Origin of the sequence: Streptomyces sp. SCSIO 75703 (genome assembly GCF_036607905.1) — a bacterium.
In the GTDB taxonomy this organism is placed as follows: Bacteria; Actinomycetota; Actinomycetes; order Streptomycetales; family Streptomycetaceae; genus Streptomyces.
The window spans coordinates 768649-781317 of sequence record NZ_CP144555.1 but is presented as its reverse complement, the minus strand read 5'-3'; the positions used below and the strand labels follow the sequence as shown (position 1 = coordinate 781317).

The 12669-nt window shown below is 73.2% G+C and carries 11 protein-coding genes; 10 read left to right on the top strand and 1 reads right to left on the bottom strand.

Going from position 1 to position 12669, the window contains the following annotated elements:
* Positions 1–57: 57 nt before the first annotated feature.
* A complete protein-coding gene (locus VM636_RS03550) occupies positions 58–1164 on the top strand; it encodes a bile acid:sodium symporter family protein (protein WP_030418817.1) in 1107 nt (368 codons plus the stop codon).
* A 138-nt stretch (positions 1165–1302) separates the two neighbouring features.
* On the opposite strand, the gene fdhD is transcribed toward VM636_RS03550, so the two are convergent.
* The gene (fdhD, locus tag VM636_RS03545; RefSeq protein WP_030418818.1) at positions 1303–2151 is read right to left on the bottom strand and encodes a formate dehydrogenase accessory sulfurtransferase FdhD; all 849 of its coding nucleotides are present in this window, start codon (positions 2149–2151) and stop codon (positions 1303–1305) included.
* Between the two features lie 269 nt (positions 2152–2420).
* On the opposite strand from fdhD, the gene VM636_RS03540 reads away from it, so the two are divergent.
* From VM636_RS03540 to VM636_RS03500, 9 genes are all read left to right on the top strand, one after another.
* Positions 2421–3737, top strand: coding sequence for an OFA family MFS transporter (locus tag VM636_RS03540; RefSeq protein ID WP_030418819.1), 1317 nt, complete (start codon positions 2421–2423; stop codon positions 3735–3737).
* The gene (locus VM636_RS03535) at positions 3727–3870 is read left to right on the top strand and encodes a hypothetical protein (RefSeq protein WP_199809338.1); all 144 of its coding nucleotides are present in this window, start codon (positions 3727–3729) and stop codon (positions 3868–3870) included. Before VM636_RS03540 ends, VM636_RS03535 begins: the two co-directional genes overlap by 11 nt.
* A 216-nt stretch (positions 3871–4086) precedes the next feature.
* Positions 4087–5034, top strand: a complete 948-nt coding sequence (locus tag VM636_RS03530; RefSeq protein ID WP_030418820.1) for a beta-ketoacyl-ACP synthase III — start codon at positions 4087–4089, stop codon at positions 5032–5034.
* A 218-nt stretch (positions 5035–5252) separates the two neighbouring features.
* Complete coding sequence (locus VM636_RS03525) at positions 5253–5930, top strand: GntR family transcriptional regulator (protein WP_030418821.1); 678 nt, start codon at positions 5253–5255, stop codon at positions 5928–5930.
* A gap of 232 nt (positions 5931–6162) precedes the next feature.
* Positions 6163–7344, top strand: a complete 1182-nt coding sequence (locus VM636_RS03520) for an ROK family transcriptional regulator (RefSeq protein ID WP_030418822.1) — start codon at positions 6163–6165, stop codon at positions 7342–7344.
* Between the two features lie 376 nt (positions 7345–7720).
* Complete coding sequence (locus VM636_RS03515; protein WP_338483193.1) at positions 7721–9238, top strand: sugar ABC transporter ATP-binding protein; 1518 nt, start codon at positions 7721–7723, stop codon at positions 9236–9238.
* Positions 9235–10254 carry an ABC transporter permease gene (locus VM636_RS03510; protein ID WP_338483191.1) on the top strand — a complete coding sequence of 340 codons (1020 nt, stop codon included), beginning with the start codon at positions 9235–9237 and terminating at the stop codon, positions 10252–10254. Before VM636_RS03515 ends, VM636_RS03510 begins: the two co-directional genes overlap by 4 nt.
* 17 nt (positions 10255–10271) lie before the next feature.
* Positions 10272–11315 carry a substrate-binding domain-containing protein gene (locus VM636_RS03505; protein WP_030418825.1) on the top strand — a complete coding sequence of 348 codons (1044 nt, stop codon included), beginning with the start codon at positions 10272–10274 and terminating at the stop codon, positions 11313–11315.
* Between the two features lie 83 nt (positions 11316–11398).
* Positions 11399–12655 carry a Gfo/Idh/MocA family oxidoreductase gene (locus VM636_RS03500; RefSeq protein ID WP_030418826.1) on the top strand — a complete coding sequence of 419 codons (1257 nt, stop codon included), beginning with the start codon at positions 11399–11401 and terminating at the stop codon, positions 12653–12655.
* Positions 12656–12669: the final 14 nt, after the last annotated feature.

Here is a 12669-nt window from a genome sequence, read left to right as displayed (position 1 = left end):
CGGTACGAACCGGCCCGGACCCGCACGAAGCACGTACGAACAAGCAAGTGGAGCACCGTGACACGCCTGCGTTGGCCGCGCTGGATGCCGATCGACCCCTACATCCTGTTGCTGCTCGCCACGGTGGGCCTCGCGGCACTGGTCCCGGCGCGGGGCACCGGCGCGGACGCCGCCTCCGGCGCCTCGACCGCCGCGATCGCCCTCCTCTTCTTCCTCTACGGGGCCCGGCTCTCCACCCGGGAGGCGATGGACGGACTGCGCCACTGGCGGCTCCACGCCACCGTGCTCGCCTGCACCTTCGTCCTCTTCCCGCTGGTCGGGCTCGCCGCCCGCGGGCTCGTCCCGGTCCTGTTGACCCAGCCGCTCTACCAGGGCCTGCTCTTCCTCACCCTGGTGCCGTCGACGATCCAGTCGTCGATCGCCTTCACGTCCATGGCGCGCGGCAACGTGCCCGCCGCGATCTGCGCGGGCTCCTTCTCCTCACTGGCCGGCATCGTCGTCACGCCGCTGCTCGCCGCGGCCCTGCTCGGCGGCGGCGGGGGCGGCTTCTCGGCGGACTCGCTGCTGCGGATCGTGGCGCAACTGCTGGTGCCGTTCGTCGCCGGACAGGTGCTGCGCCGGTGGATCGGCGGTTTCGTCGCGCGGCACAAGAAGGTGCTCGGCCTCGTCGACCGGGGCTCGATCCTGCTCGTCGTCTACACCGCGTTCAGCGAGGGCGTGGTCGAGGGCGTCTGGCACCAGGTGAGCCCGGTGCGGCTGGCCGGTCTGATGGCGGTGGAGGCCGTGCTGCTCGCCGTGATGCTGCTGGCGAGCTGGTACGGGGCGAAGGCGCTGGGGTTCGGCCGGGCGGACCGGATCGCGATCCAGTTCGCGGGCTCGAAGAAGTCCCTCGCGGCCGGACTGCCCATGGCCAGTGTCCTGTTCGGCGCGCAGGCGTCCCTGGCCGTGCTGCCGCTGATGCTGTTCCACCAGATGCAGCTCATGGTCTGCGCGGTCCTCGCCCGGCGCAGGGCGGACGACCCGGAGACGGCCGCGCCCGCCGAGACCGCCGCGCCGCCCGGTGGTTCGGGGGCGGGGAAGGCCGCCGGATCGCGCGGGACGGCGCGACCGGGGCCGGGCGAGACCGCACGGACGGCGGTCGGCGCGGGGACCCGCGGACGCTGACCGGGACGGCCCTGGGCGCCCCACCGGGCCCGTCTCGACCGTCCGCCCCGGGGGCGGGAGGTCGAGACGGGGCCCCTCCGGCGCAGGGGGCGCTCCCCGCCGGTCGGGGCCCCGCCGCCGTGTCGCGGGGAGGCGGGGTCAGCCCTGGACGGCCGCGGCCCGCAGGGCGATCCGTTCCTCGCCCGCGTACACGTTCATGGAGCTGCCCCGCAGGAAGCCCACCAGCGTCAGTCCCGTCTCGGCCGCCAGGTCGACGGCGAGCGACGAGGGCGCCGACACGGCCGCCAGCACGGGGATGCCCGCCATCACGGCCTTCTGGGCCAGCTCGAAGGAGGCCCGGCCCGAGACCAGCAGGACCGAGCGGGACAGCGGCAGGCGGTCGTCCTGCAGGGCGCGGCCGACCAGCTTGTCGACCGCGTTGTGCCGGCCCACGTCCTCGCGGACGTCGACCAGTTCGCCCTCGTCGGTGAAGAGGGCCGCCGCGTGCAGCCCTCCGGTCCGGTCGAAGACGCGCTGGGCCGCGCGCAGCCGGTCCGGCAGCTCCGCCAGCAGCTCCGGGGTGATCCGGACCGGGGGAGTGTCGGCGATGGGCCAGCGGGCCGTCGTGCGCACCGCGTCCAGGCTGGCCTTGCCGCACAGGCCGCAGGACGAGGTGGTGTAGACGTTGCGTTCCAGGGTGATGTCGGGCAGGACGACCCCGGCGGTGGTGCGGACGTCCACGACGTTGTAGGTGTTGGAGCCGTCGGCGGTGGCGCCCGCGCAGTAGACGATGTTCTGCAGTTCCCTCCCCTCTGCCAGCACGCCCTCGCTGACCAGGAATCCGGCGGCGAGCGCGAAGTCGTCGCCGGGCGTGCGCATGGTGATCGCCAGCGGTTTGCCGTTCAGCCGGATCTCGAGTGGTTCCTCGGCGACCAGCGTGTCCGGGCGGCTGGAGACCGCCCCCTCCCGTATGCGGAGCACCTTGCGTCGTTCCGTGACTCGTCCCATGTCCCGTGTCCCGTCGTGCCGGTCAGTCCCGGTTCCGTCCGTTCCGATGGCCGAGGCGGCCCTTGATGCAACGATCTCATTGTCCTGCACATGGGGGACGAGGCCGGGGCCGCTCCGTTCGCCGCCGACCGGCGTCGTTCACCGGCTTCCTGTCGACGAAATACTGTCTACAGTATGGGAGTCGGCACGGCAAGGCTTTGTGCAGTACCGGTGGTTGTCTGCTCAACAGTCTTCTCAACTCCCTTCCGCCTCCCTACGGTGAGGGACTCATGAGTCCCCCCATCGCCCCCGCCGGGTGGAGCCGCTGGCTCGTGCCCCCGGCGGCGCTCTCGGTCCACCTCTCCATCGGACAGGCCTACGCCTGGTCCGTGTTCAAGCCCCCACTGGAGTCCGCGCTCGGCCTCAGCGGCACGCAGAGCGCGCTGCCCTTCCAGCTCGGCATCGTCATGCTCGGCCTCTCGGCGGCCTTCGGCGGCACCCTCGTCGAACGCCACGGCCCGCGCTGGGCGATGAGCGTCGCCCTGGTCTGCTTCTCCTCCGGCTTCCTGCTCTCCGCGCTGGGCGCCTACGCGGAGCAGTACTGGCTGATCGTCCTCGGCTACGGCTTCGTCGGCGGCATCGGACTCGGCATCGGCTACATCTCGCCCGTCTCCACCCTGATCAAATGGTTCCCGGACCGTCCCGGCATGGCCACCGGCATCGCCATCATGGGCTTCGGCGGCGGCGCGCTGATCGCCTCGCCCTGGTCGGCGCAGATGCTGGAGTCCTTCGGCACCGGTTCCTCCGGCATCGCCCTCGCCTTCCTCGTGCACGGGCTGACCTACGCCGTCTTCATGCTGCTCGGCGTACTCCTGGTGCGGGTGCCCCGGGGCGCGGCACGGGCCGACGGCGCCGCGGCGACGCTCGGCGGCGTCCAGGTCTCGGCGCGGGCCGCGATGCGCACCCCGCAGTTCTGGCTGCTGTGGATCGTGCTCTGCATGAACGTCACGGCGGGCATCGGCATCCTGGAGAAGGCCGCGCCGATGATCACGGACTTCTTCGCGGAGACCTCGGCGCCGGTCTCGGCGACGGCCGCCGCCGGGTTCGTCGCCCTGCTGTCGGCGGCCAACATGGCCGGCCGGATCGGCTGGTCCACCACCTCCGACCTGATCGGGCGCAAGAACATGTACCGCGTCTACCTCGGCGCCGGGGCGGTGATGTACGCGCTGATCGCGCTCTACGGCGACTCCTCCAAGCCGCTCTTCGTGGTGTGCGCCCTCGTCGTCCTCTCCTTCTACGGCGGCGGTTTCGCCACCGCCCCCGCCTATCTGAAGGACCTCTTCGGCACCTACCAGGTCGGCGCCATCCACGGGCGGCTGCTCACCGCCTGGTCCACCGCGGGCGTCCTCGGGCCGCTGATCGTGAACTGGATCGCCGACCGGCAGGAGGAGGCCGGACGGCACGGCTCGTCCCTGTACGGGCTCTCCTTCGTGATCATGATCGGCCTGCTGGTGGTCGGCTTCGTCGCCAACGAACTGGTCCGGCCGGTCCACGCCCGCCACCACGTCCCCGCCCCGGCACCCAAGGAGGCCGCCGATGTCGCCTGACGGCACCCAGGGCCCGCCCGTCGCCTCCGGCCGGCGCCCGCTGATCGCCTTCACCTGGCTCTGGGTGGGCCTCCCGCTCGCCTACGGGCTCTACGAGCTCGTGCGCAAGGCGACCCAGCTCTTCACGGGCTGAGGGGCGACGGGCCCCGCGCCCTCCGGCACGGGGCCCCGCCCGGACCGGCGGCCTGCGGGGCGGCGTGGCGACCGCCCCCGGCATCCCGGAGCCCCGGGGCCGCTGCCGGAAGCGACAAGCGCGGCGCTCGTTTCCTGTCGCTTCACCTGCCGCCGTACCCGCCGGTCACTGATCACACTGGTGGACCCGCATCCCAGGAGACGAGGGAGTCCACCCATGCACGGCACACGCATCACCGCCGTCGGCCACTACCAGCCCGCCAGGGTTCTCACCAACGAGGAACTGGCGGGCATGGTCGACACCAGTGACGAGTGGATCACGAGCCGGGTGGGCATCCGCACGCGCCACATCGCCGGCCCGGACGAGCCGGTGGACGAACTGGCCGCGCACGCCGGTGCCAAGGCGCTCGCCTCGGCCGGGCTCGCCCCCGCCGACGTCGACCTCGTCCTCGTCGCCACCTCCACCGCCATCGACCGCTCCCCGAACATGGCCGCCCGCGTCGCGGCCCGGCTCGGCATGACGGAACCGGCCACCCTGGACCTCAACGTCGTCTGCGCCGGCTTCCCGCACGCCCTCGCCACCGCCGACCACGCCGTCCGCGCCGGTTCCGCCCGCCGCGCCCTGGTCATCGGCGCCGACAAGATGTCCGAGGTGGCCGACTGGGAGGACCGCACCACCTGCGTCCTGGTCGGCGACGGGGCGGGCGCCGCCGTGGTGGAGGCGTGCGCGCCCGGGGCCGAGCCGGGGATCGGGCCGGTGCTGTGGGGGTCGGTGCCCGAACTGGGACACGCGGTGCGCATCGAGGGCACCCCGCCGCGCTTCGCCCAGGAAGGCCAGAGCGTCTACCGCTGGGCCACCACACGTCTGCCCGCCATCGCGCGCCAAGCCTGCGAGCGGTCGGGACTGGACCCCGCCGACCTCGCCGCGGTCGTCCTGCACCAGGCCAACCTGCGCATCATCGAGCCGCTCGCCGCGCGCATCGGCGCCGTCAACGCCGTGGTCGCCCGCGACGTCGTCGACTCCGGCAACACCTCGGCCGCCAGCGTCCCCCTCGCGCTGTCCAAGCTGGTGGAACGGGGCGAGATCGGCAGCGGCGACCCGGTCCTGCTCTTCGGCTTCGGCGGCAACCTCTCGTACGCGGGACAGGTCGTCCGCTGCCCCTGACCGCCCCGCCACCGTCCCCGACGGCCCCGCCACCGCCCGTGCCGGCACCCGCCGGGGTGCCGGCCGCGGTGTGACATGGACGACTCCGCGCCCCTTTCCGCCCCCGCATGTCTCTTTCCCGCCGTAGACTGTAGACGAAAGACAATCGATACTCGTCTTGTCACGTATCGCCGTACCGTCATGCCACGCAACGCTCGTGCCGGCTGCGAGGGGGACCGATGTTGTCCGCAGGACTGCCGCAGGGCGCGGTGCCCAGGCTCGAACGGCCGGGCCCGCTGAGGGACCGTGTCTACGAGGCACTGCTCGAACTCATCACCACCCGTGCGCTGCGCCCCGGCCAGCACCTGGTCGAGAGCGAGCTGGCGGGGCACCTCGGGGTCTCCCGGCAGCCGGTGCGGGAGGCCCTGCAACGGCTCGACACCGAGGGCTGGGTCGATCTGCGCCCCGCCCAGGGCGCCTTCGTCCACGAACCGACGGAGCGGGAGGCCGACCAGCTCCTCACCGTCCGCACCCTGCTGGAGGCCGAGGCCGCCCGGCTCGCCGCGGCCAACGCGGACAAGGCCGGCATCGCCGCCCTGGAGGAGCTGTGCGCGGAGGGCGAGGAAGCCGTCTCCGCCGACGACGTGGACGCCGCCGTCGCCCTCAACGCCCGCTTCCACGCCAAGGTGATGGAGCTGGCGAGCAACGCGGTCCTCGCCGAACTCGCCGGCCAGGTCGACCGCCGGGTGCGCTGGTACTACACGCCCGTCGCCCGGCAGCGCGGCCGGCAGTCCTGGATCGAGCACCGGGGGCTGATCGCCGCCATCGCCGAGCGGGACGAGCAGCGGGCGATGCGCCTGATGCGCGAGCACACCGAGCACACCCGCCGCTCGTACCACGCCCGGTCCGCGGCGTAGCGCACGAGAAGTCCCAGGCCGTCCGGCATCCGTGCCGGGCGGCCTCGACGTGTGCGCACCCCTCGGCCATCCGTGTCTTTGTCCATTCAGTGGGGAAAGTTGGCACGGATTCCTGCGCGACTTCTTCCCCTCCCCGGCATCCACTGCTACGTTCCCTCCGAAAGCAGGCCACCGAAGGCGTCCGGAGACCGGCGCCGCAGCCGATCGAGGCGGGGAGGGGACCGTGAGACGCATGACCGCGCGACCCGCGAACGCCCATCAGGCCCGGCTGCTGCGCCTGTTGCGCGACGGCGGCCCCAACTCCCGCGCCCAGCTCGGCGACCAGGTCGACCTGTCCCGGTCCAAGCTGGCCGTGGAGGTGGACCGGCTGCTGGAGACGGGCCTCGTGGTGGCCGACGGACTCGCCGCCTCGCGCGGCGGACGCCGCTCCCACAACGTCCGGCTCCACCCCGAACTCCGTTTCCTCGGCGTCGACATCGGCGCGACCTCGGTCGACATCGCGGTCACCAACGCCGAACTGGAGATCCTCGGACACGTCAACCAGCCCCTCGACGTCCGCGAGGGACCGGTCGCGGTCTTCGAGCATGTGCTGTCCATGACGGCGAAGCTGCGGGCCTCCGGCCTCGCGGACGGTTTCGACGGCGCCGGCATCGGCGTCCCGGGACCCGTCCGCTTCCCCGAGGGCGTCCCGGTGGCCCCGCCGATCATGCCGGGCTGGGACGGCTTCCCCGTGCGGGAGGTGCTCAGCCAGGAACTGGGCTGCCCGGTCATGGTCGACAACGACGTGAACCTGATGGCGCTGGGGGAGCAGCACGCGGGCGTCGCCCGCACCGTCGCCGACTTCCTCTGCGTCAAGATCGGCACCGGCATAGGCTGCGGCATCGTCGTCGGCGGTGCCGTCTACCGGGGCACCACGGGCAGCGCCGGCGACATCGGGCACATCCAGGCCGTGCCCGACGGACGCCCGTGCGCCTGCGGCAACCGGGGATGCCTGGAGGCCCACTTCAGCGGTGCCGCGCTCGCCCGCGACGCCATGGAGGCCGCCCGCCAGGGCCTCTCACCCGAACTGGCGCACCGGCTGGAGGCGAACGGGGCCCTGAGCGCCGTCGACGTCGCCGCCGCTGCGGCCGCCGGCGACGCCCCCGCCCTGGAACTGATCCGGGAGGGCGGCCGGAGCACCGGCCAGGTGATCGCCGGACTCGTCAGCTTCTTCAACCCCGGCCTGGTGGTGATCGGCGGCGGGGTGACCGGCCTCGGCCACAACCTGCTCGCCGCGATCCGCACCCAGGTCTACCGCCAGTCGCTGCCGCTGGCGACCGGCAACCTCCCCATCGTCCTCGGCGAACTGGGCCCCACCGCCGGCGTCATCGGCGCGGCCCGGCTCATCAGCGACCACCTGTTCTCCCCCGCCTGACCGCCCACCTCACCCGTACGACGTACGACCGCACCGCACCTCCCCACCCGGTGCGCGCCGGGAAAGTCCGGCGCCCGCACCCGTGACACCGCGGCCCACCCCGCGTTTCCGCCGCACCGCCGCACCGCCGCACCGCCGCACCGCCGCACCGCCGCACCGCCGCACCGCCGCACCGCCGCACCGCCGCACCGCCGCACGTCACGGTGCGACCGCAAGCGTCCCCCCACGTCGCTCTACAGCGCCACCCCGCTGCCCGCACCGCCGCACTCCGCCCCCACCTCACCCCACCCCAGCCCACCTCACCGCGTCGGCTCCGCCCGCCCCGTGCTCCGCCCTGCCCTGACACCGGCCCGCATGCCCGCCGAGGGGACCTCACATGGCACCTGAACCACCGCTGCTCAGCATGACCGGCATCACCAAGTCCTTCCCCGGAGTCCGGGCCCTGGACGGCGTCGACCTCGACGTCCAGGCCGGCGAGGTGCACTGCCTGCTCGGCCAGAACGGCGCCGGCAAGTCCACCCTCATCAAGGTGCTGGCCGGAGCCCACCAGCCCGACACCGGCACCATCCGCTGGCGCGGCGACGACGTCACCCTGCGCTCCCCGATCGCCGCCATGCGCCTCGGCATCGCCACCATCTACCAGGAACTCGACCTGGTGGAGCACCTGTCCGTCGCCGAGAACGTCCACCTGGGCCACGAGCCCACCACCGCCGGATTCGTGGTCCGCGCCCGCGCCGCCCGGGAGTCCACGGCCGCGCTCCTCGGACGGCTCGGCCACCCCGAGATCGACCCGGGCCGGCTGGTCGGCGACCTCTCCGCCGCCCAGCAGCAGATCGTGTCCATGGCACGGGCCCTCTCGCACGACGTCCGGCTGATCGTGATGGACGAACCCTCGGCCGCGCTCGACCCCGACGAGGTCGACAACCTCTTCCGGATCGTCGGCGACCTCACCGCCGCCGGCGTCGCCGTCGTCTACATCTCGCACCGCCTGGAGGAGATCCGCCGCATCGGCGACCGGGTCACCGTCCTCAAGGACGGCCGCGCCGTCGCCGGCGGACTGCCCGCCCGGTCCACGCCCACCCGCGAGGTGGTCGCCCTGATGACCGGCCGCACCGTCGAGTACGTCTTCCCCGGACGCCCGTCCGCCCCACCGGCCGGCGAACCGGTCCTCAGCGTGCGCGGACTCTCCCGTGCGGGCGAGTTCGCCCCGCTCGACCTCGACGTGCGCGGCGGCGAGATCGTCGGCCTCGCCGGACTCGTCGGCTCCGGCCGCTCCGAGATCCTGGAGACCGTCTACGGCGCCCGCCGCCCCGACGCCGGCGGCGTGTACGTCGACGGGCGCCCGCTGCGCACCGGCAGCGTCCGCGCCGCCGGCCGCGCCGGACTCGGCCTCGCCCCCGAGGAACGCAAGGCCCAGGCCCTGCTCCTGCTGGAGTCCGTCACCCGCAACGTGTCGGTCTCCGCCCTGTCCCGCTTCTCCCGCGCCGGCTGGATCGACCACCGCGCCGAACGGGGCGCGGCCCGCGCCGCCACCCGCGAGCTGTCGCTGCGCCCCGACAACCCGTCCGTGCCCGTGCGCACCCTGTCCGGCGGCAACCAGCAAAAGGCCGTCCTGGCCCGCTGGCTGCTGCGCGGCTGCCGGGTCCTGCTGCTCGACGAACCCACCCGCGGCGTCGACGTCGGAGCCCGCGCCGAGCTGTACGCGGTCGTGCGCCGCCTCGCCGACGAGGGCCTCGCCGTCCTGCTGGTCTCCAGCGAGGTGCCCGAGGTGCTCGGCCTCGCCGACCGCGTGCTGGTGCTGCGCGAGGGCCGCGTCGTGCACGAGGCACCCGCCCGCGACCTCGACGAACACCGCGTACTCGACCTCGTGATGGAAGGAAGCCCGGCGTCATGACGCAGCACGTGTCCCCGCCGCGGGGAGGCACCGGCAAGGTCGTCCCGGCCGGCGAGCCGCCCGCCTGGCGCGGCCTGGCCGCCCGCGCCGACGTCCGCACCCTCAGCCTGCTCGGCGTCCTCGCCGTCCTGGTCCTGATCGGCGGCGTCACCCAGCCCGACGCGTTCCTCGACACCCGCAACCTGCAACTGGTGCTCACCCAGGCGTCGGTGATCGGCGTCGTCACCGTCGGCATGACCTTCGTGATCGTCTCCGGCGGCATCGACCTGTCCGTCGGCGCCGTCGTCGCCCTCGCCTCGGTGTGGGCCACCACGGTCGCCACCCAGGACTTCGGCTTCGGCGGCATCCTCTTCACCGCCGTCCTGGTCGGCGTCGGCTGCGGGCTCGTCAACGGCGTCCTCGTCGCCTACGGCGGCATGGTCCCCTTCATCGCCACCCTCGCCATGCTGGCCTCGGCCCGCGGGCTCGCCCTCCAGATCACCGACGGCCGCACCCAGGTCGTCACCGTCGACTCCGTCCTCGACCTCGGTGAACGCGAGGCGTACCTGTTCGGCGTGCCGCCCCTGGTCCTGGTCTTCGCGGCCGTCACCGTCATCGGCTGGCTGGTCCTCAACCGCACCACCTTCGGCCGCCGTACCGTCGCCGTCGGCGGCAACGCGGAGGCCGCCCGCCTCGCCGGCATCGACGTCCGCCGCCAGCGGCTCTACCTCTACCTGCTGTCCGGACTGTGCTGCGGCATCGCCGCCTTCCTGCTGATCGTGCTGGCCGGCTCCGGCCAGAACACCAACGGCAACCTCTACGAACTCGACGCCATCGCCGCCGCGATCATCGGCGGCACGCTCCTGACCGGGGGCCGCGGCACCATCACCGGCTCCGTCCTCGGCGTCCTGATCTTCACCACGATCACCAACATCTTCGCCCTGAACAACCTGCAGACCGACGTCCAGCAGATCGCCAAGGGCGCGATCATCGTCGCCGCCGTGCTGGTCCAGCGCCGTACCGCGAGCACCACCTGAGGAAAGGGAACCCCACCATGCCAGAGCACATCGCGAGCCGCAGAGGACTGCTCTTCGGAGCCGCCGCCGTGTCCGCCGGTGCCTTCCTCACCGCGTGCACGAGCAACGAGTCCGCCGACGACGAACCCGCCGCCGGCGACCGGCCGGTCGCCGACGACCAGCCCGGCAGACAGGTCACCATCGGCTTCGCCGGACCACAGGCCGACCACGGCTGGCTCAACGCCATCAACGACAACGCCAAGAAGCGCGCCAAGAAGTACTCCGACGTCACCCTGGAGAGCACCGAGGGTTCCAACGACACCGCCCAGCAGATCGGCCAGATCGAGACCCTCATCAACAAGAAGGTCGACGTCCTGGTCGTGCTGCCCGCCGACGGCAAGGCGCTCACCCAGGTCGGCCTGAAGGCCATGCGCGCCGGCATCCCCGTCGTCAACCTGGACCGCGTCTTCAACTCCCCCCAGGCGTACCGCTGCTGGATCGGCGGCGACAACTACGGCATGGGACTGAACGCCGGCCACTACATCGGCGGGAAGCTCAAGGACAAGCCCGGCGCCCGCGTCATCGAACTGGCCGGACTGGACAACCTGGAACTCACCAAGCAGCGCACCCAGGGCTTCGACGACGCCCTCAAGAACTACCCGAACATCAAGAAGGTGGCCCGCCAGGCCGCCGACTTCACCGTCGAGTCGGGCCAGGCCAAGATGGCCCAGCTCCTGCAGGCGCAGTCGTCCTTCGACGCCCTGTGGAACCACGACGACGACCAGGGCGTGGGCGCCCTGCGCGCCATCGAGCAGGCCGGCCGCGACGACTTCCTCATGGTCGGCGGCGCCGGCGCGCTCTCCGCCTTCCAGGCCATCAAACGGGACGACGGCGTCCTCAAGGCGACCGTCCTGTACCCGCCGTCCATGGCCGCCTCCGCGATCGACCTCGCCCGCGCCCTCGGCCAGGGCAAGGGCGTCGGAGGGCTCGCCGAGTTCGAGATCCCGACGTCGCTGACCTGCTACTCGGCCGTCGTCGACAAGGACAACGTCGACCAGTACATGTCCACCGGCTTCGAGTGAGGCGCCGCCCCCGCGGGCCCGACCAGCCCGCCGGGACGGACCGACGCCGACACCGTGCCACCACGAACGAGGAGGACATCCGCATGGGACAGCCGCAGCAGCCCGAGGGGGCCGAGGTGGACTCGACAGCCACCGGCACCGGGGCCACGGGGGCGTCCGCGACCAGACCACCGCTGCGGGTCGGCATGGTCGGCTACGCCTTCATGGGCGCCGCCCACTCCCAGGGCTGGCGCACCGCGGGGCGCGTCTTCGACCTGCCGCTCGACCCGGTGCCCGCCGCCATCTGCGGCCGGGACGCCGACGCGGTGCGGGAAGCGGCCGTGCGGCACGGCTGGGAGAGCGCCGAGACCGACTGGCGCGCCCTGGTCGCACGCGACGACATCGACCTCGTCGACATCTGCACCCCCGGCGACAGCCACGCCGAGATCGCGCTCGCCGCGCTCGCCGCCGGCAAACACGTCCTGTGCGAGAAGCCCCTCGCCAACACCGTCGACGAGGCCGAGGCCATGGCGCGGGCCGCCGAGGAGGCCGCCGCCCGCGGCCAGGTGGCCATGGTCGGCTTCAACTACCGCCGGGTGCCCGCCACCGCGCTCGCCCGGCGGATGGTCGCCGAGGGCCGCGTCGGCCGGCTGCGCCACGTGCGGGTCGTCTACCTCCAGGACTGGCTGGTGGACCCGCGGACCCCCATGACCTGGCGGCTGCGCCGGGAACAGGCCGGCTCCGGCGCGCTCGGCGACCTCGGCGCCCACATCGTCGACCTGGCGCAGTACCTCACCGGCGAACGCCTCGCGGGCGTCTCCGCGCTCACCGAGACCTTCGTCCGCGAACGCCCGCTGCCCGGCGCCGCCCGCGGCCCGGACGGTGGCCCCGCCACCGGCCAGGTCACCGTCGACGACGCCGCCGTCTTCACCGGCCGCTTCCCCTCCGGCGCCCTCGCCTCCTTCGAGGCCACCCGCTACGCCACCGGCCGCAAGAACGCCCTGCGCATCGAACTCAACGGCGAGCGCGGCTCGCTCGCCTTCGACCTGGAACGCCTCAACGAACTCCAGTACCACGACGCGACCGAGCCCGGCGAGCGCGCCGGCTTCCGCCGCATCCTCGTCACCGAACCCGAACACCCCTACCTGGACGCCTGGTGGCCGCCCGGCCACGGACTCGGCTACGAGCACACCTTCGTCCACCAGGCCCGCGACCTCGTCCACGCCATCGCCGCGGGCCGCCGCCCCGACCCCTCCTTCGCCGACGGACTGCACGTGCAGCGCGTCCTGACGGCGGTGGAGGAGAGCGCCGGGAAGAACTCCCTCTACACCCCGGTCGCCGCCGACCCGACAGCCGTCTGAGGAGACCACGAGCC

Bases quoted from the DNA above. Each gene is read 5' to 3' on its own strand.
- VM636_RS03520 (WP_030418822.1), top strand. From the start codon at position 6,163: ATGACCGCGCGACCCGCGAACGCCCATCAGGCCCGGCTGCTGCGCCTG.
- VM636_RS03510 (WP_338483191.1), top strand. From the start codon at position 9,235: ATGACGCAGCACGTGTCCCCGCCGCGGGGAGGCACCGGCAAGGTCGTC.
- VM636_RS03535 (WP_199809338.1), top strand. From the start codon at position 3,727: ATGTCGCCTGACGGCACCCAGGGCCCGCCCGTCGCCTCCGGCCGGCGC.
- VM636_RS03530 (WP_030418820.1), top strand. From the start codon at position 4,087: ATGCACGGCACACGCATCACCGCCGTCGGCCACTACCAGCCCGCCAGG.
- VM636_RS03525 (WP_030418821.1), top strand. From the start codon at position 5,253: ATGTTGTCCGCAGGACTGCCGCAGGGCGCGGTGCCCAGGCTCGAACGG.
- VM636_RS03540 (WP_030418819.1), top strand. From the start codon at position 2,421: ATGAGTCCCCCCATCGCCCCCGCCGGGTGGAGCCGCTGGCTCGTGCCC.
- VM636_RS03505 (WP_030418825.1), top strand. From the start codon at position 10,272: ATGCCAGAGCACATCGCGAGCCGCAGAGGACTGCTCTTCGGAGCCGCC.
- VM636_RS03500 (WP_030418826.1), top strand. From the start codon at position 11,399: ATGGGACAGCCGCAGCAGCCCGAGGGGGCCGAGGTGGACTCGACAGCC.
- VM636_RS03515 (WP_338483193.1), top strand. From the start codon at position 7,721: ATGGCACCTGAACCACCGCTGCTCAGCATGACCGGCATCACCAAGTCC.
- fdhD (WP_030418818.1), bottom strand. From the start codon at position 2,151: ATGGGACGAGTCACGGAACGACGCAAGGTGCTCCGCATACGGGAGGGG.